We start from the raw sequence: 19,884 nt of genomic DNA on the forward strand, positions 1-19,884 counted from the left end.
CCAGGGGATTTACTTGACGATTTTCACATCCGGCAGGCTGCCGGTCAGGCCGTTGTAGATATCCGGTTTAAAGCCGGTGACGCGGGCGCTGCTGGCGGAAAGAATGTTGCGATAGCCGAGCAGGATCACCGGCGGATCGTCGGCCAGCACTTTGTACAGCTGGTGATAGATCGGCTTGCGCTGTTCGATGTCGAGCACCGCGTTGCCGGCGTTAATCAGCTTATCGACCTCCGCGTTGTGGTAGCCGGACGCTTTCGCTTCGCTGCTGTAGAAATCCCATACCCCATCGTGCGGGTCGTTGAGGGTGCTGGTGCTGAACGAGGCCAGATCGTAATTTCCGGCTTTGCGCTGCGCCATCAGGGCGTTGAAATCCACCACCTGCGGCTTAAGCAGCACGCCGATCTGCCGCCAGTTCTCTTTGGCGATGGGGATCAACGCATCGTTGAGCACCTTCTTGCTCACCAGCAGGGTCAGCTCCAGACGCTGGCCCTCTTTGACGCGGATACCGTCGGCGCCAGCTTTCCAGCCGGCCTCATCCAGCAGCTTTTTCGCCTGCGCCGGATCGTAAGAGTAAGGATTGACGCCTTCTGCGTTAAAGGCCCAGGAGATAGGGGCGATCGGCTCGATGGCGACTTTGCCGTACCCCTGATAGACCACGTCGATCAGCTTTTGCCGGTCCAGGCCGTAAATCAGCGCCTGGCGCACCCGCTTATCCTGCAGCGCCGGGCGATGAACGTTGAATTCCACCTGGCTGTAGTCGCTGGAGCCGTAAAGGTTAATGTTGGCGAAGCCGAGCATCTTCAGCTGTTCGATATCGTCAGGACGTGAGGTAAAGGCGTCGTAGTCGGTCTCCCCGGTCTGGAACAGCTGGAAGTTGGTCGACGGATTGGTTACGCGATAGATAAAACGTGGCGTTGGCGGCGTCCCACGGTAAAAGTGGCTATTGGCATGGAAGCGAATTTCCTGACCGGGAATATAGGTATCGTACACGTAAGGGCCGTTGCCCAGCGGCTTGCCGTGCAGTGAGCGCAGATAGTCGAGATTTCCCCGCTGATATCCTTTGCCGTACCAGGCTTTCGACAACACCGGCCCGCCAATTTTGGCCAGCGTGGTGGCGCCTGGCTGGGTGGTGGTCACCTGCAGGGTGAGCGGGTCGATGACCTTCAGACCGCTGACACGGTCAGCCTTGCCGGCTTTGTATTCTGCGCCGCCGGCGATATTGGCCAGAGTGATGTCGGTATCGCCATCATATTTGGGGTCGAGCAGGACCGTCAGGGTAAAGGCAACATCTTCCGCCGTCAGCGGTGAACCGTCGCTGAAGGTCAGGCCAGGGCGCAATTTGATGGTATAGACTTTATTGTCCGGGCTGACCGTCCAGCTCTCCGCCAGCCCCGGGACCAGCTTGCCCTGGCTGTCCCAGTCGATCAGGCGTGAAAAAATGACGTTAGTGACGTTTTCATCCCAGCCGTTGACGAAAAAGTAGGGGTTGAAGATCCCCTGCGGCTCGGCGATCCCGGCCACTACCGTGTCCTTGCGCAGCTTAGCGCTGGCCGGGATCTGACTGGCGTCGGCGGCCGGGGTGATGCCTTCTTTCAGGAGACCCTCAGCAAAGACGGCAGAAGAAAATGCTACCACGCCGCCGAGCAGGGCCACTTTTAGCGCCAGGGCAAAGCGGGTTTTTCTGGTTTTTAATCCTTGTTGTAATCTGGACAAAAGTGCTACCTCATCAAGTGATTGCGTGGTGATTTACAATTCATGACGAAAGATAAGAGGCGCACTCCGCCCTGTCTAACACTGAAACGCTATGATTTATAACCAATTATCCTTAGCAAAGGTTCGGCAATATAATCCCATTCTTTGGCTATGAAGCAGTGGTTTCCGCTGCCCGATGAGAGTGGGCCAGCATGCTATCCGCGACCCAGCCTTTCCATCGCGAGGTTCTGAACAGGCGTCACACCTGCGCGGTATTCGCCGGATGGGCGAGAACGATGAGAGTGGACCCGTACCGACCGCCGTGTACGGCGTAAGGCACCGTGACGGTCGGTTCCGGGCAGACGTTAACGCTCCTTCGCCGCAGGGGGAAGCAGTGAGGGGGCGGTTGCGGCTAGCGGCTGCCAGAGCCGCTCGGGGTCGCGAAACCCCTCTTCGATGAGGGCATAAAAGCGGCTGGCGTGGAGACCGTCGACGAAGGCATGGTTAAATCGCCCGGCCACCGGGATCATGCCGTTCTGCAGTTTCCCCCAGGTGAGCGCCGGAACCGCGGCGCCCACCGCGTATTCCGCATGGGTCATCGAGGTGAAGTGGAGCCACGGCAGACAGCTGGCGCAGATAAAATGTTCGCCATCGACGATGAGCGGCGCAGGCGATGTCTCTCTTGCCGCGACGATCTTTGGCGTTGCCGCGGCGCTGAAGGTGGTGAACTCGGGAGCGTTGTCGCACCATACCTGGCGGAAGCCCTCCTCGACGGTCATCACCGGCGTCATGACCGCCAGACTGTCATATTCAATCACCTCGCCATTGCGCATGCGCTGTCGGAGCTGCGGTACCCCGTTAGCCGCGCGCAGCAGGGCATAGAGCGCGAGCTGAAAAAACGAGACCCGACGGTCCTTCGCACATTCGTACAGGCGCTGCGCCTCTATCGGAACGCAGAGATTAAAGCTGGGGTTGGCAAATTGTCGGTAAAAGGTGAAATGGTCCCGGCGGGGCCAGGCCGCGGTGTCGATGATCCGGTAATGTGCCATGGATGCCTCCTTATGGCTGGCGGTCTGCTGACTATGCGACGATTTCAATCAGGTTGCCATCGGGATCGGCGATCACCGCCTCATAATAGCCGTCGCCGGTGGTGCGCGGCGGTGAAACCAGTATTCCCGCCGCGCCGGCGCGCTGGGCAAGGGCATCGACCTGTTCTGCGCCGCCCACCGAGAGGGCCAGGTGCGCCCAGCCGGTATGGTTATTATCGGCGCTGGCCTGCTGCAGGCCAGGCTTGGTCATCAGCTCGATCACCACCTCGTCGTCGATGGTGACAAAATAGGAGGCAAAGCCGGGATTGGTCTGGCTGAGGTATTTTTCATTGATGCTGGCGGCAAAGAACTCGACCCAGAAGCGGGCCTGAGCCTCAAGCCGTTGGGTCCACAGGGCGAAATGGGCAATTTTCATGGTAAACCTCCGGGCAGGAACATTGACAATCACGGCAGGGCAGACGATCATGCTTGCTGTTGCTCGTTTATGATGATTTAAGGAGTTTCTTTGCTCGATTATGCTGCTTTTCCTCAACAGCGACAAGCGCTGATTTGCCAGATCCTGCAGGAAAACGGCAGGGTGGTGTGTGCGGAGCTGGCGGCGCGTCTTCAGGTGTCTGAGCACACCATCCGCCGCGATCTGCATGAGCTTAGCCGCGAAGGCGTCTGTAAAAAAGTCTACGGCGGGGCGGTGTTGAGCCTGCCGGAAGCGGGAGATTACAGTGAACGGAAAGATAAAAACCGAGCAACAAAACTCAGGATCGCGCAGCAGTGCGCCCGGCTGGTGAAACCCGGCGGCATCCTTTTCATTGATACCGGCACCACCAATCTGGCGATGGCCGAGGCGCTGCCCGCCGAGCTGGCGCTGACGGTGGTAACGAACTCTCCGGAGATCGCCGCGGTACTGGTGAAAAAGCCGCTCTACGAGGTGGTGATGCTCGGCGGCCAGGTGCAGCGGGCGAGCGGGGGCTGCGTTGGGGCCGCGGCGGTGGCTCAGGTGCAGGGGATGTTATTCGACCAGGGGTTTATCGGCGGCTGCGCCATGGCGCCAGAGTCGGGCCTGACCGGCTTTGACTATGCCGACTGCGAGTTTAAGAAAGCGGTGATTAAGCAGTGCAGCGAAATTATCATCGGCCTGACCTCGGATAAAATTCCGGCGGTGGCGCGATTCGTGGTGGCCGCGAGCAGCGATATCGATGTGCTGGTGGTGGAGGAGAACATCAGTCGCGAATATCGCGTTGCCTTTCAGCAACACGATATTCGCATCCATACCGTGTAGCCGCTAGCGGGTGAGGGAGGTGGCGATAAGCCGCAGTCCCAGCGCCCCCAGCACCGTCGCGGTGGCGATATCGATTCGCCGCTTCAGCCGCAGGTAGACCCGACGCGGACGATCAGCGGAGAGCACCAGCGCCACCAGCGAATACCAGCTGACGTCAATCAGGAAACTCATCAGCGGCACGATGTAATAGAAGGCGGTGGGGATCTGCGCCGGCAGCACGGCGGTAAAAATCGAGGCAAACACCAGCGCGGTTTTGGGATTGCTCAACTGAGTATACAGCCCGTCGCGGAAAGTCTTCAGCAACGAACGGTTGCCGTCCATGCCGCTGGCGGAAAAATCCATCGGCTGCGCCGAACCGCGGAAAATCTTATAGCCCAACCATAACAGGTAGAGCCCGCCCGCTACTTTCAAGCCAATAAACAGCTCCGGCACCGCGGTGAGCACCTTCTGCAGGCCCAGCATCGCCATAATAGAAAAAATGGCGGCGCCGGCGCCGGTGCCCAGGGCGGTCACCAGACCGTGCAGGCGCGAGCGGGCGACCGCATTGCGCGCGACAAAAATAAAGCTCGGGCCGGGACTGATCACCCCCATGATCAGCACCGCGGCAAGGGCCATCAGGCTGGATAAGAACATAGCAACTCCTGGTATGTCCGCCGCCGGCAGGCGGTCGGCAACGTGGGGACGGTACGAGCAAACAGAGTAACAAACTGGCTCAGGAAAGCACGTGAAAACCCTGTGGAAAAGGCGAGGCTGAACGGGCATCCGCGGCGCGCGATTTCTGCGCAACTGTTTGAATAACGATTCCCATTCCTGTCAGCGATGGTAAACTGAATAACTGTGATCTTTGTCATACCGTAATAACTACAGAGAAGAGACACTGCTATGCAACATATCATTGAGGGCTTCCTCAACTTCCAGAAAGAGATCTTCCCCCAGCGTAAAGAGCTCTTCCGCAGCCTGGCCTCCAGCCAGAATCCCAAAGCGCTTTTCATCTCCTGCTCTGACAGCCGTCTGGTGCCGGAACTGGTTACCCAGCAGGAGCCGGGACAGCTCTTTGTTATTCGTAATGCCGGGAATATCGTGCCGTCTTTCGGGCCGGAGCCGGGCGGTGTATCCGCGACCATTGAGTATGCCGTGGTTGCGCTGGGCGTGACGGATATCGTGATCTGCGGTCACTCTAACTGCGGGGCGATGAAAGCGATCGCCACCTGCCAGTGCCTGGAGCCGATGCCGGCAGTGTCTCACTGGCTGCGCTACGCTGATGCTGCGAAAGCGGTGGTGGAAAAGAAAACCTGGGCCAGCGAAACCGATAAGGTCAACGGCATGGTGCAGGAAAACGTCATCGCTCAGCTGAACAACATCAAAACCCATCCGTCGGTGGCGGTCGGTCTTCGCGACCAGACCCTGCGCCTGCACGGCTGGTTCTATGACATTGAAAGCGGCGAGATTCAGGCGCTGGATAAAAACACCAAATCCTTTGTTTCGCTGTCGGAAAATCCGGACGTCTTTTTCGAATAAAGCCGTTCCCAGGGCATGGAGGCCCTGTTCATCTCATCTCCTCACCACTACCACTCCACGCAAATTTTGCCGAAATGGGCGCCGCTTTGCAGATAGCGGAAGGCGTCTGGTAAGGCCGCAAAATCAAACACTTTATCGATGACCGGCCGCGACGCCTGCAGGTTCAGCGCGTTGACGTAGTCCTGTTGTTGCCGGCGATGACCCACCACCAGCCCCTGCAGTCGGGCCTGTTTACTCATCAGCAGATGGGTGGGCACATGACCTTCGAAGCCAGTCAGGACGCCGATCAGCGCGATGTGTCCGCCAACACTGACGGCCTCGAACGACTGGCCCAGGGTGCCCGGTCCGCCGAGCTCCAGGATAATATCGGCCCCGCGATGACCGGTGATGTCCTGCACCGTAGCGCCCCAGGCCGGGGTGGTGCGGTAATTGATGAGATGGTCAGCCCCCAGGGCGCGCGCGCGGGCGAGCTTTTCATCGGATGAGGAGGTGACGATGACCTGCGCGCCCATGCTTTTCGCCAGCTGCAGGGCGGTTATCGACACGCCGCCGGTGCCGAGCGTCAGCACCGTATCGCCCGCTTTTAGCCGCCCCTCCACCACCAGCGCGCGCCAGGCGGTGAGGCCGGAGGTGGTGATCGTCGCCGCCTCCCTGAAGCGCCATCCGTCAGGCGCATGGGTAAAATGACTGGCCGGTCTGACTACATACTGGCAGGCGAACCCCTCGGCGCCGTCGCCCGGCGTCTGGCTGAAGTCCTTCACCTGCGGGCCCGGACGGCCATCCAGCCACTGCGGGAAAAAGCCAGCGACCACCCGGTCGCCTGACTGAAACTCGCTGACCCCGGCGCCAACCGCTTCGACCACCCCCGCGCCGTCAGCCATCAGGATCCGCCGATCGGCAGTGGGAATCACCCCCGTCGCTACCAGCAAATCGTGATAGTTCAGGGAGGTGGCGTGTAGCGCTACGCGGATCTCGCCTGCCGCCGGCGCGCCGGGGTCGGCAAGATCGACAAGCTGCAGATTGTCCAGCGAACCGGGTTTGTTGACGATCCAGGCTTTCATCATGGGGCTCTCTTTTCCAGGGGATGCGCTAAGTATTGGCCCGTCATCGGCTGAACGCCACAGCGCGTCGGTCAGGAAATCACTGCCCGGAGAAAGAGGCGAAAAAAAAGCGCCGTTTTTGACGGCGCTTTTTTAATCGCGAAAGAGGGAAGAGATTATTTGCTCAGCTCAGCCGTCATATGAACGCGATTATTAAACTGGGCGCTGGTGATTTTATAGGACGCACCCTGCTCAGCGGCCTGGGCGGCGATTTTGGCTTCTGCACGGTCCAGGGTGGAAGCGGTGGCGCTGACGCTCTGGGCGAAGCTGACGGAAGAGAACAGCGACAGTGCAGCAACAGCAACGAAAGTTTTGATGGATTTCATGGTCATATTCCTTAATCTGGTGTCTGATATAGGGCTTGTCGCCCTGATGTGATAAAGAATACGCGCAAAGCCTGGCGGTTAAAATCAAAACAATTTGCGAAACTCATTCAAATAATATGAATGATTTTCGGCCGGTCGCGATGCAGCACGTCGTTGCCGGGCTGGCCGTAGCCCTGGTCTATAGCAACTCAGATCGGCGCAGAGGCGGCTAAACGTGGCCTCTGCGGTCATAAAATGATGAAAATGGGTATGGCTGACGAGGCGAAAATTACTTTTGATCCGCTCCAGTCCGTTGTAAACCCGCTTGCGATTGACGCCCAGCGTGTCTGCCATCTGATTAGTCGACTGGCCGCCTACCACGCCACGGATCATCTGCATCTCCAGGTCATTGAGTGGGGCTCGCAGCCGGGAGGAGCGACTCTGACGCTGAAGGCGCGGCGCGAAAGGGCGGCTGCGATCTGCCAGACGGAGCAGAAGGCGGCGGATCTCCTGAACGCTTTCCCGCTGGCTGACCCACAGGAGGGTATCCGCGTAAAAGGCGCGTCCGCGTTTGACGTTGTTGGCGGAGGTAAATCCGACCACCAGGCCGGGATAGCGCTGGGCTAATTCAGCAGCGGCCTGATAATCGTGATAGTTTTCCAGCGCTAAAATAATCACATCCAGCCCGGCCGGATCGGGCAGATGGCTGAGCGGCAGTGAATGAATAATGTTCAGACCGGGCAAGGTTTCCTGAATATCTCTGAAACACTGGGCGAGGCCGATATTAAAATAAATATTATTGCTGTGAATTAAAATATTCAAAGAATAAACCCTGTTACAAGCGATCTAAACGGCGCGGGAAGGAGATTAGCTGCGAACCAGAAGTTTATTCATATCAGCAGGCGAGGTGTTTATATAATTCATCATGCCCGGCGGTTTGAAGGAATAAATTTCGGCTACACAAGCAGGATTAATATAATACCCTGCGCACTTAACGCGGATAATTAACACGCTTTCGACCCCCGCCTGGTTTAAGCGAGATTTTAAGGTCTGAATGACCTGCCATAATCGCTGCGCGGACGGACGGAGATTATTTTTCTCCCAGACGTTAATCATTAACTCTTCATCACTGACCAGACGTTCTCTGCCATGCGCCAGCAAATATTCCAGTAAACACGCCATGGTGCTGCGCAGCTGAACTTGCGTTCGCGTCCCACGTAACGCGATAATTTCCCGATGATGCAGGCAGTAGAAAATATTATCCGCTAACTTATAGCCAAGTAGTTTATAGCCTGTAGTCATCCACCACTCCCTGACAAATCCCCGTATTGCCGGTGCAGAGTACCCGCCTGCGGCGGTCTGACCAAGTGAATTTTATGAGCTAGAATAATCAAAACAATTAACCACATTCGCATACATAACTAGAATAAAAATCTGATAAAATCGCTCGCTTCTGTTGGATTATGTGGTATAGGAAAAGTCTTAATCAAGAGGTGTGCGAAGTTAAACGGTTGAAAATATAGGTGGTGGAAACAAAAAATTGCATTTACCTTGATCTAGATCAATTTTATGCCTTTCAGGTGGCAATCACCATTTACATAGCAAAACAAAGATTGAAATAACAACGTTTAAGTGATGATAAGCTGATTCTGAACTTATGGAATTACCCAGGGAACTGTTCATTACTTTTCAGGAGCGTTTTTATGGTCATTGCAACTCGTAAGCCTCTGTGCAACAAACGCTGGGCCGCCAGCCCGGCCTCTCAGGATCTTCAGTTGACCCAGCTGCGTCACCCCTGGGTCGCCACCACCGCCAGCTGCAAAAGTAAAAAAGGCTGGAAGCGCCGCGGTTAACGGCTAATCCACTTCCCCAGACACCACGCCCCGGTCGCGTTAATGCCACGACCGGGGTTTTGCTGTGATCGGTGTTCTGCGTGAAGGTCACACCGGGCGCAGGCAGTAGCCTGAGGCGGTATTCTCCACGCTGGCGAATCCCGGCAGGCCAAGATGCATACCGGCGACGAGCCACCGCTCGCTGGCGGCCTGGCGCAGGAGACTTTCCCGTGTACGCCGCGCCTGGTCAGGATCGACGTCAAAGGCCACCGATGCCTCTGGCCGGGCGCTCTGGATCGAGGGAAAGTGGACGATATCCCCCCAGATCAGCAGCGACGTTCCGCCCGCCTCGAGGCGATATCCGGTATGCCCCGGCGTATGGCCGGGCAGGGGACATGGTCGGATCCCGGCGATCCGCTCATTTTCATCGATAGCACGAATTTGCGTCGCGCAGATCGCCATTACGCGCCGGACGAGCAGCACGTTGCGTTGTCCACGCTCGCTGGCGTTGTCCAGTGTCGACGGCGCCAGCCAGTAAGCGCTTTCCCGCGAGGGCAGGAACACCGTGGCGTTGGGATAAGCCGGTGTACCGGCGGCGGTCAGCAGGCCGCCGATATGGTCCGGGTGCGCGTGGGTGAGGAGGATGGTGTCAATGTCCTCAGGGCGGACGCCGAGCAGCGCCAGATTGGCGATAAGCGCGCCGCCGACGCCGTTGGCCCCGCCGGTGCCGGTATCCACCAGCACCGTGTGCCCGCGTCCGCGGATCAGGTAAGCGCCGATCTCGATGGTTTCCGGCGAGATTACCCCGGCCTGGCGCTGCAGACGCGCCGCCTCTTCAGGGGCAATCCCCGCCAGTAACGTCAGCGGCGCCGTCATCTGGCCATCACTGATGGCGCTTATCGTCAGGTCGCCTGCTGTCAGGGAATAAAAGGGAGCTGGTGTCATGTTGACCTCACGCTTGCTCCGCCGGGTGACGCAACCGGGCGGTAATGGGCTGATAGACAAAGACGGCGGCCGTGGCGGCGTGGGGATGCAGGTCGTCACGCGGGACGATGGCGGCATAGCGGGTATGCCGGGTGGCCAGACCGCCGGGCTGCAGGACGACCGGCGCAGCGACGGGCAGGGCTTCCACGGTATCGCTCAGCAGCAGCACCTCGTCCGGAGCAACCTCCCGCAGCGCGTTAGTTGTGAGATAGAGGTGGCGATGCCAGTCGGCGATCGCCGATTGCCAGCGGGCAAAATGACCGCCGCCGTTGCGGCGATAGGCGTCGCTGTCGATGACGGCGGCATCGCGGATATCGTGTAGCGCCAGGTAGCGAGGGCAGCCCTCGCTGAGCGCGCAGAAGCGCTGCGAGGCATGAAAACCGGGCACCGAGACCAGCGCCGGTAATTTTTCCAGATTGTAAAAGGTATTCCACGCCGCTTCGCTTTGCGGGTCGGTGTAGGCGCATTCGACGACATAGAGCATAGTGACCTCGAGAGACAGATGATTGAGCGCATAAGGCGCTTCAGTGAATTTACTTCATCCTATCTGGCGAAAATGGCGCTGAAAAACGATGTTTATTCAAGACTCAGTGATATTCTGTCACTGACTTTCAGTCAGCCCGCACAAGGAGCATTGGCTATGCGTCGTAAAATTCCCAGCAGCGCTGCGCTACTGGCCTTTGAGGCCGCCGCCCGCCACGGCAACTTTGCCCGCGCGGCGGCGGAGCTCGCGTTAACGGAAGGGGCCATCAGCCGGCAGATCGCCCGTCTGGAAGCGCTCCTCGACAGCAAACTATTCGACAGAATCGGGAGCCGGGTACGGCTCAATCCGGCCGGCGCCCGCTATGCCAGACAGGTCCGCGAGATCCTCAGCAGGCTGGAGCGGGAAACCCTCGACGTCAGCGGGATGCCGGCCGATGGCCGCAGTCTGGAGATCGCCGTGCTCCCCACCTTCGCCAGCCGCTGGCTCATCCCCCGCCTCGGGCAGTTCACGGCGCAGCATCCGCATATCGTGGTCAATATCGCCGCTCGCAGCGACCCCTTCATTCTGCCGGGCAGCGGATTTGATGCGGCTATCCATTTTGATCACCCGGCGTGGACCGGAATGGATGTGACGTTTTTGTTTGCGGAGTATCTGCTGCCGGTCTGTCATGCTGCGCTGCTGACGGATAACGATCTCCCGGGGTTGCTGAACCGGCTGCCGCGCATTCATCGGCGGCAAAATCCGGATGCCTGGCTGCACTATGCCCGGGAGTGTGGTCTGGCGCTGGATAACCCGGCGCAGGGGCCGCGCTATGATCTGCATGAGATGGCGATCGCTGCGGTACTCAGCCAGCAGGGCGTGGCCCTGGTGCCGAAGATGTATGTGGAGAGCGAGCTGCGTAACGGGACGCTGGTCGCCCCGTGGCCGGGCTCCCCGACGCTGGCCAAGCGCTTCTGCCTGATCAAACCCGGCGGCGGCGAGGGGGAGCCTGCGCTGCAGGCGTTTGAGCGCTGGCTGCAGACGACGATTGCGGCAGGTTAGCTTAAGGCGGGCCCGGGCGTACGCTGCGCCGCCCGCTGGCGGGCATATTTGCCCGGCGATGTCCCGGCATAGCGGGTAAAAGCCACGCTGAACGCGCTGGCCGAGCCATAGCCGAGGCGCTCGGCGATATCCGCCATGCTGATGCCCGGCTCTCCCAGCCACCGCATCGCCAGGGTCATGCGCCAGCTCAACAGATAGCCCATCGGGGTCATTCCGGTCAGGCCGGTAAAGCGTTCAAACAACGTCGAGCGAGACAGCGCGCAGTCGGCGGCCAGGGCGTTGACGGTCCAGCGTCTGGCGGGGGCCTCATGCAGCAGACGGATTGCCTGGGCGATCCGCGGGTCGCTCAGGCCGCGCACCAGGCCTGGGGTGGCGAGTGTTTCGCAGGAGCGGATGGCCTCGATAAACAGCAGCTCAACCATCCGCGCCAGAAAGAAAGATTTACCTGCGCGATCCGCCTGGGCTTCCTCTTTCAGCAGTCCGACAAAGGTCGCCAGCCGCGGCTGGTCGCGAACCACCACCAGGGCGGGCAGCAGCGAGGTCAGCAGGCTGGCGTTATCCGAATCGGCAGCGCAGTGGCCGATCAGCGCCAGCATCTCCGCCGGCTGGTCGAGGGCTCCCAGGCGAAAGTGTTCCTCCGCCAGTTTCACCGGGGTGGTCTCCAGCGCCGGTGAAGGCGGCGGGGTCAGGCTGGTAAGCGCGAAGCGGTACGCCGCCGGGATCAGCATAAAATCCCCGGCGCGCAGGGTCTGCGGCGGATGCTGGTCTATTTCCAGCCGACAGCCTCCTTCCAGCACCACGCCATAGAACGCCATGCCCTGGTCCGAGCGAATGACGCGCCATTCTCCCGCCCCCTCAATGGTTTTGGTCAGCACCGCTCTGAGATTTAGCATCGCAATGATTTCCGCCAGCGGGTCGCTCATTTCCAGACTCCTGCTAAAGAATGATGGATTATTGACCCTATATCGTCCGGAGCGGGCTGTCTATGATGAAAAGGAAGAAGCCAATCGGAGACAGAGAGATGCAAACGATTATGATCACCGGCTGTTCATCGGGTTTTGGCCTGGAGACGGCGCGTTATTTTCTTGAACAGGGCTGGAAGGTTATCGCCACGATGCGGGTTCTGCGAGAGGATCTATTGCCAGCCAGCGACCGTCTGCGGCTGGTGCGCCTTGACGTCACCTCAGCGCAGAGTATCGCCGAGGCGATTGCCGAGGCCGGAGAGATTGACGTTCTGGTCAATAACGCCGGAGTGGGGATGCTCAACGCCCTGGAGGGGGCGTCGCACGAGGCGATAGCGAACCTGTTTGCCACCAATACTCTTGGGACTATCGCCATGACCCAGGCGGTACTTCCCCGGTTCAGAGCGCGCCGTAGCGGGACGATCGTGAATATCACCTCTGCGGTCACCCTACAGCCGATGCCCCTGCTGGCGGTCTATACCGCGAGTAAGGCGGCGGTGAACGCCTTCACGGCATCCCTGGCGCTGGAGCTGCGGCCCTTCAATATTCGCGTCGGGGTGATCCTGCCGGGACGCGATCCCCAGACCCGCTTCGGGGAAAACGCGCGTCGAACGATGGGCCAGCTCCCGGAGAGCTATGCGGCGCTCGGCCAGCAGATCCTCGACAGCATCCAGGAAAACGCCAGCGTGACGCGGGCTGTCGATGTGGCTCAGGCCGTCTGGCGAATGGTGAACGATCCTGATGCCCCTTCGCGGCTGCCGGCAGGGGAAGATGCCCTGGCGATGGCGCAGGCCAGTCGGAGTCGCGAATAATCGGCTTTAGCTTTGTCGTTGGCAGGGTTCGATAACGTTCAGGCGGGAAGCGCAGAAGGCGTGCGTTTTCCGGTCAAGATGCTGCAGGGTAATGTTGAGAGGGAATGATAAGAAACAAGATTGGTGCGTCTGAATGGACTCGAACCATCGACCCCCACCATGTCAAGGTGGTGCTCTAACCAACTGAGCTACAGACGCATTATGGTGCGTTTAATTGGACTCGAACCAACGACCCCCACCATGTCAAGGTGGTGCTCTAACCAACTGAGCTATAAACGCATAATGGTGCGTTCGATTGGACTCGAACCAACGACCCCCACCATGTCAAGGTGGTGCTCTAACCAACTGAGCTACGAACGCAATGTTGTGGTGACAACGGGGACGCATATTAGCGGCAGGCAGGGGATGTGGCAAGAGGTAAACGTCACTTTTCTTGTACATTGCTTGCGATTGCGGATCTTTTACCCATTCCGGCGATATTTTACTGAACCACAAGGATATTTCTTCGCCAGCAGGCGCCTCGCCTCTCTTTTCTCCGCGGGTCTCAACCTGCGCACAAAGGTTGCCGTTGTGTTAAATTATCGCCCACCAGAAGAGAGGAGTAATAACGAAGATGAAATCGATAGGTATTTTCTGCGGTTCTTCAGCTGGCGAACATCCGCTGTATCTCGACACTGCCCGACGGGTTGGCCACACGCTGGCGCAGCAGGGCCTGGCTGTTGTCTATGGCGGCGGCAAAGTTGGCTTGATGGGGGCGGTTGCCGATGCGGCGCTTGAGGCCGGGGGCGTGGTGATTGGCGTGATGCCGCGCGGCCTGGTGGAGCGGGAAATTGCCCATCGCGGGTTGACGGAGCTGCATGTGGTTGAGGATATGCACGAACGGAAAACCAAAATGGCGGCGCTGGCCGACGGCTTTATTGCTCTGCCGGGCGGAGCGGGGACGCTGGAAGAAATTTTCGAACAGTGGACCTGGGCGCAGCTGGGCATCCATGAAAAGCCGTGCGCATTTCTGAATATTAAAGGGTATTACGATCCGCTGCAGGCGATGGTCAATAACATGGTGCGGGAAGGGTTTATGCACCCGCGCTACGCGGAGATGCTGCCGTTTGCTGCCTCGGCAGAGGAGATTATCGCCGGTTTTCGCGACTATACGCCGCCGGCGCGTAAATGGGTTCAGCAGCCCGCTATTTAAACATCAAGCGAAGGGTAAACAGCGCGCAGACGATGAGCAGAACCAACAGCAATTCGAAGCGATAACGTTGCAGCATGATGTCCTCCTGAAAAAAAACCGGCGCTATTCAGCGCCGGTTTATCACCTTAACGCTCTGACCGTTATGCCGCCGGTTGTACCGCCGGTTTGGCTGCGTGGTGCGCCGCTTTGTGGTGCTTCTTCGCCGCCTGGGCTTTCTGCGCTACAGCCGGTTTCGCTGCGGCTTTATGATGCTTCTTCGCCGCCTGGGCTTTCTGCGCGGCCGCCGGTTTCGCTGCGGCTTTATGGTGCTTCTTCGCCGCCTGGGCTTTCTGCGCTACTGCCGGTTTCGCTGCGGCTTTATGGTGCTTCTTCGCCGCCTGGGCTTTCTGTTCGGCTGCTGGTTTCGCCGCCGCTTTATGATGTTTCTTGTGATGAACGGTGGTGTGGCTGGCTGCGGCAGCCGGGGTGGTGGTCGCGGCATCGGCGGCGAAAGCAACAGATGACAGACCCATAGCAGCGGCAACAACCAGAGCTAATACTTTTTTCATGCTGAAATCCTCGAATTGGTTTCCTGAGTAACCCCACTGCGGGGCTGTTGGCCACACTATATGCATCTCCGGGGCGCTCATCAGTGAGTCTTTGGTGTCGGGGAGTAACGGAATGTACAACGCCGGAACAAAACTGAAGAAAGAAAAAGCCCGCCGGGGTGGCGGGCTTTGGCAGGGTTAGCGCGCGGCGCGCTGTAAGATAGTGCTGGAGGGCTGGCGCTGCAGAAAACGCATCCGCAGCATCATCATAATGGCGGCGGAGGTCAGGCCGATGATAAATCCGCACCAGAAGCCGGCGGGCCCCATGCGGGGGACAATCACGTCGGTCAGCGCCAGCAGGTAGCCGCTGGGCAAACCCAGCACCCAGTACGCGGTAAAGGTGATAAAAAAGATAGACCGCGTATCTTTATAGCCACGCAGGATACCGCTGCCGATCACCTGAATGGAGTCGGAGATCTGGTAGACCGCCGCCAGCAGCATCAGATGCGAGGCCAGCATCACCACCTCAGGGTTATCGTTATACAGCAGGGCAATCTGCTTACGCATCAGCACGGTAAAGATAGCGGTAAACACCGCCAGACAGACGCCCACGCCCACGCCCGTGCGGGCGGAAACCTGGGCATCGATCGTTGAGCCCTGGCCGAGGCGGAAGCCGACGCGAATGGTGACCGCGGCCGCCAGCGACAGCGGCAGAACGAACATCAGCGAGCTGAAGTTCAGCGCAATCTGGTGGCCGGCGACGTCAATGATCCCGAGCGGAGAGACCAGCAGCGCGACGACGGCAAACAGGGTCACTTCGAAGAACAGCGCCAGGGCGATGGGCAGCCCCAGCTGCACCAACCGCAGCAGAACGGCGAAATCGGGGCCGCTGAAGCCCTCGGCGCAGCGGATATCGCGCATCGAACGCGCCCGGCGCACCCACCACAGCATGCTGGCGAACATCACCCAATAAACGGAGGCCGTCGCCACGCCGCAGCCGACGCCGCCCAGCTCCGGCATGCCAAAATGGCCATAGATAAAGATGTAGTTCACCGGAATGTTGACCAGTAAACCGATAAAGCCCATGACCATCCCGGGCTTGGTTTTCGCCAGCCCTTCACACTGGTTACGGGCGACCTGGAAGAACAGGTAGCCCGGCGCTCCCCACAGCAGCGCGCGCAGATAGCCAACCGCTTTCTCCGCCAGCAGCGGATCGATGTTGTGCATGGAGCTGATGATATAGCCGGCATTCCACAGCACGATCATGATCAGCACCGAGACCAGCCCCGCCAGCCAGAAGCCCTGACGCACCTGAGGCGCGATACGCTCCCGCCGCCCGGAGCCATTGAGCTGCGCCACCACCGGGGTCAGCGCCAGCAGCAGCCCGTGGCCGAAGAGAATGGCCGGTAGCCAGATGGAGGTCCCGATGGCCACCGCGGCCATATCGGTGGCGCTGTAGCCGCCCGCCATCACGGTATCGACAAAACCCATCGCCGTCTGCGCCACTTGCGCAAGAATGACGGGTATAGCCAGAGCTAATAACTGACGCGCTTCAATGAAATACTTCTGCACGTGAACACCTTTGTATTGTTGTTTTTTTGAGACTAAAAAAGCCGCCGTAACTGGCAGCAAGGGGATAAAAATGAGGAAATTCCAGTCTATTGTAGCGAGGATTAGCCATTAAGCCAGTGAAAAAAGAGTCGAGGCACGAAGCGCGCTGGCAACCGCTCAGCCCTCCTGTTATTGTTCCCGATAGCGAAAACGGTAATGATACCGTCATGATTTTCAACAGGAGCCAAACATGTTTACTGGTATTGTTCAGGGAACCGCGAAAGTGGTCTCCATTGATGATAAACCCAATTTTCGCACCCACGTGGTGGAGCTGCCGGCGCATATGCTGGAGGGGCTCGAAACCGGGGCATCGGTAGCCAACAACGGCTGCTGCCTGACGGTGACCGACATCAACGGCGCGCGCATCAGCTTCGATCTGATGAAAGAGACGCTGCGGATTACCAACCTCGGCGATATTCAGGTCGGGGATGAAGTCAATGTCGAGCGGGCGGCGAAATTCAGTGATGAAATCGGCGGGCATTTGATGTCCGGCCATATTATGACCACGGCGGAAATCGTGAAGATCCTCACTTCCGAAAATAACCGTCAGATCTGGTTTAAAGTACAGGATCCGACGCTGATGAAATATATCCTTTATAAAGGATTCATCGGTATCGATGGCATCAGCCTGACGGTAGGCGAGGTGACGGCAACCCGATTCTGCGTGCATCTTATTCCGGAGACGCTGCAGCGGACCACGCTGGGGGCGAAGAAGCTGGGCGACCGCGTCAATATCGAGATCGACCCGCAAACCCAGGCGGTTGTCGATACGGTTGAACGCGTGCTGGCGGCGAAAGAGGTCGCGGCTAAGGTCAGTGAAGCCTGACAAAAAATCCCCCGCCGGTGAGCGGGGGAGTGTTTTTTAACGGGCGACGCGCAGTCCGTGTTCAATCCCGCGCGAGAACACCACCTGCCAGAGCTGAATGTCGCGGGCGCGGAAGGCGCCGGCGCAGGCGTTCAGGTAATAACTGAACATGCGTTTGAAACGCTCAGAATAGTTATCGGCAATTTCCGGCCAGCTGGCGAGGAAACGCTCATACCAGGCCATCAGGGTGGTGTCATAATCGGCGCCGAAGTTGTGCCAGTCTTCCATCACAAAGTGCTTCTCGCTGGCATCGGCGATCTGCCGTACCGACGGCAGGCAACCGTTAGGGAAGATATATTTATTGATCCACGGGTCAACGTTATGGTCGGTGACTTTGGAACCGATGGTGTGCAGTAAGAAGCGGCCGTTGGGTTTCAAATTACGATCGGCGACCTCAAAGTAAGTGGCGTAATTTTTGGGACCCACGTGCTCGAACATGCCGACGGAGACGATGCGGTCGAAGCTGTCGTGCAGATCGCGATAATCCTGAAGACGAATATCCACGTCAAGGCCGTCGCAGCGCGCCTGGGCCATCTTTTGCTGTTCGGCGGAGATGGTCACGCCGACAACGCTCACCTGATAATTCCGCGCCATATATTCGGCAAGACCGCCCCAGCCGCAGCCGATATCCAGCACTCGCATGCCTGGCTCGAGCTCCAGCTTACGGCAGATGAGATCCAGCTTATCCTGCTGCGCGGCTTCGAGGGTCTGCGCCTCTTTCCAGTACCCGCAGGAATATTGCATGTAGGGATCCAGCATCCGGCTGAAAAGATCGTTGCCGAGGTCATAGTGCTCTTTGCCGACGATCCAGGCGCGTTTTTTACTTTGCAGGTTAAACAGGCGAGCGCCTGCGATGCGGAGTGTGTCTTTGAAATGGTGAGGGAGTTGTTTTTCCAGCCCGGCGCGGAGCACTTTATGGAAGAATATATCCAGACGCTCGCAGTCCCACCAGCCGTCCATATAGCTTTCGCCTAAACCCAGCGACCCCTCCTGCAATACGCGTTTAAAAAAAAGAGGGTTTTTAATCCGCAGGTCTGACGGCGCGGAGCCATTGATTTCAATTCCCGCACGGCCCAACAATTCAGCTGCAATCCGGTACCAGTCATCATTTGGTACACTTACTTCTTCTATACACGATGAACTCATAGCTTCTCCATCACGCCCAAGTGATCAGAACCTTAAAACAGCGTAGACGCTTTTTTGGCTTTGTGAGAAATCTCACGGATAATCCGTGAAGTCGCTATCCGACGTAGAACAGAGGAAGGGAGATAACCCTTGCCGAAAGGCCTTCCATGGTGAAACGGAGGCATCCTGCATCCGTTAATCTGTTAAATATTTTTTATTTATGTGAACCCGGATCCAGTATAGGACGCTAAGTACTGGCTTTCAATAAAAATATCTTAGCGTGCTAACCACTGGTCCGGGCTCTGGCGACGGGCGTCAGGCGTGGGAAGAGTGGGCCGCCAGCGCTGGCGTCTGCTGCAGGCGATAACCCACTCCGGCTAACAAAATAGAGACCAGCATCACGCTGGTGGTGGTCAGCAGCGGCGTGGCGATCAGCGCGGAGACTAGCAGGCTGGTCAGGAAGCACAGGCCAAGCTGGAGGGTGTTCTGCAGCGCCGCCGCGCGGCCGGTTGCCTGCGGGAAAGGCTTCAGCGCCTGAGCGACCACGATGGGGTAGATCCCGCCGTTGACCACCGCCATCAGGCAGAACGGGATCATTAACGCCATCAGCGAGGCATGCGTTTGCAGACCCACCAGCCAGGTGGCGGCGACGCTGACGGCGAAGACCACCAGCAGCCACGGGAGCATTTGTTGCCCGGACCATTTTTGCAGCAGCGCGCGACAGCCATAGCCGCCCACCAGAAAAGCGATGGTCTGCGGGATATAGCTCAGGCCGATGGCGGTCGGGCCGTAGCCCATCTCATGAAGGATAAACGGCGAACCGGTAAGCCAGGCGAAGAAGCTGGCGGAGCAGGCGGCGTAGATCAGGACGTTGCCGCTGTATTCCCGGGAGCGCAGCAGCGCCAGAAAAGTGATTTTCTTTTCAGCCACTGTGGCCGACTTAGCGGCGGCCTTCAGGCGCAGGGCAGGCAGCATCAGCAGCAGAGTGATGGCAAACAAGGTGGCGAAGATGGCTTGCCACTCGAAGTGCACCAGCAGCCAGCTGCCCAGCAGCGGGGCCAGCGCAGGGGACAGTCCTACCAGCGGCATAATAGTGGCGAAGATGCGGTTGGTGCGCTGGGCGGGATAGAAATCGGTCACCATCGCCTGCCAGGTAACCGCCGCGGCGCAGACGCCAATCGCCTGCAGAAAACGCAGCGCCAGCATCAGCGTGGCGTTCTGCACCCACAGCATCCCCAGGCAGCCGACCGCGAAAATCGCCAGGCCGCTCAGCAGCACCGGTTTGCGCCCGTAGCGGTCTGACAGCGGCCCCCAGAAGAGCTGGCCCAGCGCGAAGCCGGCGAGGAACAGGCTCAGGCTGGCGCTAATGGATGCGGCGGAGGTGTCGAGATCCTGCTGCATGGCGGCAAATGCCGGCAGGTACATATCGGTGGCCAGAAAGCCCAGCACGCTCAGGCCGGCCAGCCAGACTAAAAATCCTTTCCCAGGTTGTGACATAACGTTCTCATT

22 protein-coding genes and 3 tRNA genes are annotated in these 19,884 nt (G+C 58.7%); 7 read left to right on the top strand and 18 right to left on the bottom strand.

Features of this window, described 5'->3' with window-relative positions:
• Positions 1-9: 9 nt before the first annotated feature.
• The 3 genes from ACOI7D_RS10245 to ACOI7D_RS10255 form a co-directional block, all read right to left on the bottom strand.
• On the bottom strand, positions 10-1,713 hold the full coding sequence (locus ACOI7D_RS10245; protein ID WP_109547252.1) for an ABC transporter substrate-binding protein: 1,704 nt from the start codon (positions 1,711-1,713) through the stop codon (positions 10-12).
• Positions 1,714-2,057: 344 nt separating this feature from the next.
• Complete coding sequence (locus ACOI7D_RS10250; RefSeq protein WP_044523595.1) at positions 2,058-2,741, bottom strand: CatA-like O-acetyltransferase, family 1; 684 nt, start codon at positions 2,739-2,741, stop codon at positions 2,058-2,060.
• 31 nt (positions 2,742-2,772) lie between these two features.
• Positions 2,773-3,156, bottom strand: a complete 384-nt coding sequence (locus ACOI7D_RS10255) for a VOC family protein (RefSeq protein WP_032453134.1) — start codon at positions 3,154-3,156, stop codon at positions 2,773-2,775.
• Positions 3,157-3,246: 90 nt separating this feature from the next.
• Here ACOI7D_RS10255 and ACOI7D_RS10260 point away from each other — a divergent pair, with 90 nt between their 5' ends.
• Positions 3,247-4,017, top strand: coding sequence for a DeoR/GlpR family DNA-binding transcription regulator (locus tag ACOI7D_RS10260; RefSeq protein ID WP_032453133.1), 771 nt, complete (start codon positions 3,247-3,249; stop codon positions 4,015-4,017).
• A gap of 3 nt (positions 4,018-4,020) precedes the next feature.
• Here the strand turns inward: ACOI7D_RS10260 and ACOI7D_RS10265 are convergent, their stop codons facing one another.
• Positions 4,021-4,650 carry a LysE family translocator gene (locus tag ACOI7D_RS10265; protein WP_032453132.1) on the bottom strand — a complete coding sequence of 210 codons (630 nt, stop codon included), beginning with the start codon at positions 4,648-4,650 and terminating at the stop codon, positions 4,021-4,023.
• A 249-nt stretch (positions 4,651-4,899) separates the two neighbouring features.
• Here ACOI7D_RS10265 and ACOI7D_RS10270 point away from each other — a divergent pair, with 249 nt between their 5' ends.
• Complete coding sequence (locus ACOI7D_RS10270; protein WP_023289965.1) at positions 4,900-5,535, top strand: carbonic anhydrase; 636 nt, start codon at positions 4,900-4,902, stop codon at positions 5,533-5,535.
• Between the two features lie 47 nt (positions 5,536-5,582).
• Here the strand turns inward: ACOI7D_RS10270 and ACOI7D_RS10275 are convergent, their stop codons facing one another.
• From ACOI7D_RS10275 to ACOI7D_RS10290, 4 genes are all read right to left on the bottom strand, one after another.
• A complete protein-coding gene (locus tag ACOI7D_RS10275) occupies positions 5,583-6,599 on the bottom strand; it encodes a zinc-dependent alcohol dehydrogenase family protein (protein WP_203283518.1) in 1,017 nt (338 codons plus the stop codon).
• Positions 6,600-6,751: 152 nt separating this feature from the next.
• A complete protein-coding gene (locus ACOI7D_RS10280; protein ID WP_004202908.1) occupies positions 6,752-6,961 on the bottom strand; it encodes a YdgH/BhsA/McbA-like domain containing protein in 210 nt (69 codons plus the stop codon).
• 84 nt (positions 6,962-7,045) lie between these two features.
• On the bottom strand, positions 7,046-7,762 hold the full coding sequence (locus tag ACOI7D_RS10285) for a hypothetical protein (protein ID WP_087824059.1): 717 nt from the start codon (positions 7,760-7,762) through the stop codon (positions 7,046-7,048).
• A gap of 45 nt (positions 7,763-7,807) precedes the next feature.
• Positions 7,808-8,242: a winged helix-turn-helix domain-containing protein gene (locus tag ACOI7D_RS10290; RefSeq protein ID WP_023289962.1), complete on the bottom strand. Its 435-nt coding sequence runs from the start codon at positions 8,240-8,242 to the stop codon at positions 7,808-7,810.
• Between the two features lie 401 nt (positions 8,243-8,643).
• Between ACOI7D_RS10290 and ACOI7D_RS10295 the strand changes: the two genes are divergently transcribed.
• Complete coding sequence (locus ACOI7D_RS10295; protein WP_023289961.1) at positions 8,644-8,793, top strand: hypothetical protein; 150 nt, start codon at positions 8,644-8,646, stop codon at positions 8,791-8,793.
• 87 nt (positions 8,794-8,880) lie between these two features.
• On the opposite strand, the gene ACOI7D_RS10300 is transcribed toward ACOI7D_RS10295, so the two are convergent.
• Positions 8,881-9,717, bottom strand: a complete 837-nt coding sequence (locus ACOI7D_RS10300) for an MBL fold metallo-hydrolase (RefSeq protein ID WP_060589462.1) — start codon at positions 9,715-9,717, stop codon at positions 8,881-8,883.
• A gap of 7 nt (positions 9,718-9,724) precedes the next feature.
• Positions 9,725-10,240, bottom strand: coding sequence for a hypothetical protein (locus ACOI7D_RS10305; RefSeq protein ID WP_060589463.1), 516 nt, complete (start codon positions 10,238-10,240; stop codon positions 9,725-9,727).
• Between the two features lie 156 nt (positions 10,241-10,396).
• Between ACOI7D_RS10305 and ACOI7D_RS10310 the strand changes: the two genes are divergently transcribed.
• A complete protein-coding gene (locus ACOI7D_RS10310; RefSeq protein ID WP_023289958.1) occupies positions 10,397-11,281 on the top strand; it encodes a LysR substrate-binding domain-containing protein in 885 nt (294 codons plus the stop codon).
• On the opposite strand, the gene ACOI7D_RS10315 is transcribed toward ACOI7D_RS10310, so the two are convergent.
• Entirely contained in the window at positions 11,278-12,204 is a 927-nt protein-coding gene (locus ACOI7D_RS10315; protein WP_109547253.1) for an AraC family transcriptional regulator, read from the bottom strand. The genes ACOI7D_RS10310 and ACOI7D_RS10315 overlap by 4 nt on opposite strands.
• A gap of 98 nt (positions 12,205-12,302) precedes the next feature.
• Between ACOI7D_RS10315 and ACOI7D_RS10320 the strand changes: the two genes are divergently transcribed.
• On the top strand, positions 12,303-13,055 hold the full coding sequence (locus tag ACOI7D_RS10320) for an SDR family oxidoreductase (protein ID WP_048297651.1): 753 nt from the start codon (positions 12,303-12,305) through the stop codon (positions 13,053-13,055).
• A gap of 121 nt (positions 13,056-13,176) precedes the next feature.
• Here ACOI7D_RS10320 and ACOI7D_RS10325 read toward each other — a convergent pair.
• The 3 genes from ACOI7D_RS10325 to ACOI7D_RS10335 form a co-directional block, all read right to left on the bottom strand.
• Positions 13,177-13,253, bottom strand: a tRNA-Val gene (locus ACOI7D_RS10325).
• Between the two features lie 4 nt (positions 13,254-13,257).
• Positions 13,258-13,334, bottom strand: a tRNA-Val gene (locus ACOI7D_RS10330).
• 4 nt (positions 13,335-13,338) lie between these two features.
• Positions 13,339-13,415, bottom strand: a tRNA-Val gene (locus tag ACOI7D_RS10335).
• A gap of 253 nt (positions 13,416-13,668) precedes the next feature.
• Between ACOI7D_RS10335 and ACOI7D_RS10340 the strand changes: the two genes are divergently transcribed.
• The gene (locus ACOI7D_RS10340; protein ID WP_049013570.1) at positions 13,669-14,247 is read left to right on the top strand and encodes a TIGR00730 family Rossman fold protein; all 579 of its coding nucleotides are present in this window, start codon (positions 13,669-13,671) and stop codon (positions 14,245-14,247) included.
• Between the two features lie 140 nt (positions 14,248-14,387).
• Here ACOI7D_RS10340 and asr read toward each other — a convergent pair whose 3' ends face one another.
• Positions 14,388-14,795 (bottom strand): acid resistance repetitive basic protein Asr, encoded by a 408-nt coding sequence (asr, locus tag ACOI7D_RS10345; protein WP_087824051.1) that lies wholly within the window; start codon positions 14,793-14,795, stop codon positions 14,388-14,390.
• A gap of 177 nt (positions 14,796-14,972) precedes the next feature.
• Positions 14,973-16,346 (bottom strand): MdtK family multidrug efflux MATE transporter, encoded by a 1,374-nt coding sequence (gene mdtK, locus ACOI7D_RS10350; protein ID WP_023289948.1) that lies wholly within the window; start codon positions 16,344-16,346, stop codon positions 14,973-14,975.
• A gap of 229 nt (positions 16,347-16,575) precedes the next feature.
• Here mdtK and ACOI7D_RS10355 point away from each other — a divergent pair, with 229 nt between their 5' ends.
• Positions 16,576-17,211 carry a riboflavin synthase gene (locus tag ACOI7D_RS10355; protein WP_023289947.1) on the top strand — a complete coding sequence of 212 codons (636 nt, stop codon included), beginning with the start codon at positions 16,576-16,578 and terminating at the stop codon, positions 17,209-17,211.
• Between the two features lie 36 nt (positions 17,212-17,247).
• On the opposite strand, the gene cfa is transcribed toward ACOI7D_RS10355, so the two are convergent.
• On the bottom strand, positions 17,248-18,396 hold the full coding sequence (cfa, locus tag ACOI7D_RS10360; RefSeq protein ID WP_023289946.1) for a cyclopropane fatty acyl phospholipid synthase: 1,149 nt from the start codon (positions 18,394-18,396) through the stop codon (positions 17,248-17,250).
• 294 nt (positions 18,397-18,690) lie between these two features.
• A complete protein-coding gene (gene punC, locus ACOI7D_RS10365) occupies positions 18,691-19,872 on the bottom strand; it encodes a purine nucleoside transporter PunC (RefSeq protein ID WP_087824050.1) in 1,182 nt (393 codons plus the stop codon).
• Positions 19,873-19,884: the final 12 nt, after the last annotated feature.

The sequence above is a fragment of the Klebsiella sp. C360 genome (assembly GCF_048822415.1).
GTDB classification, from domain to species: Bacteria; Pseudomonadota; Gammaproteobacteria; order Enterobacterales; family Enterobacteriaceae; genus Klebsiella; species Klebsiella quasipneumoniae.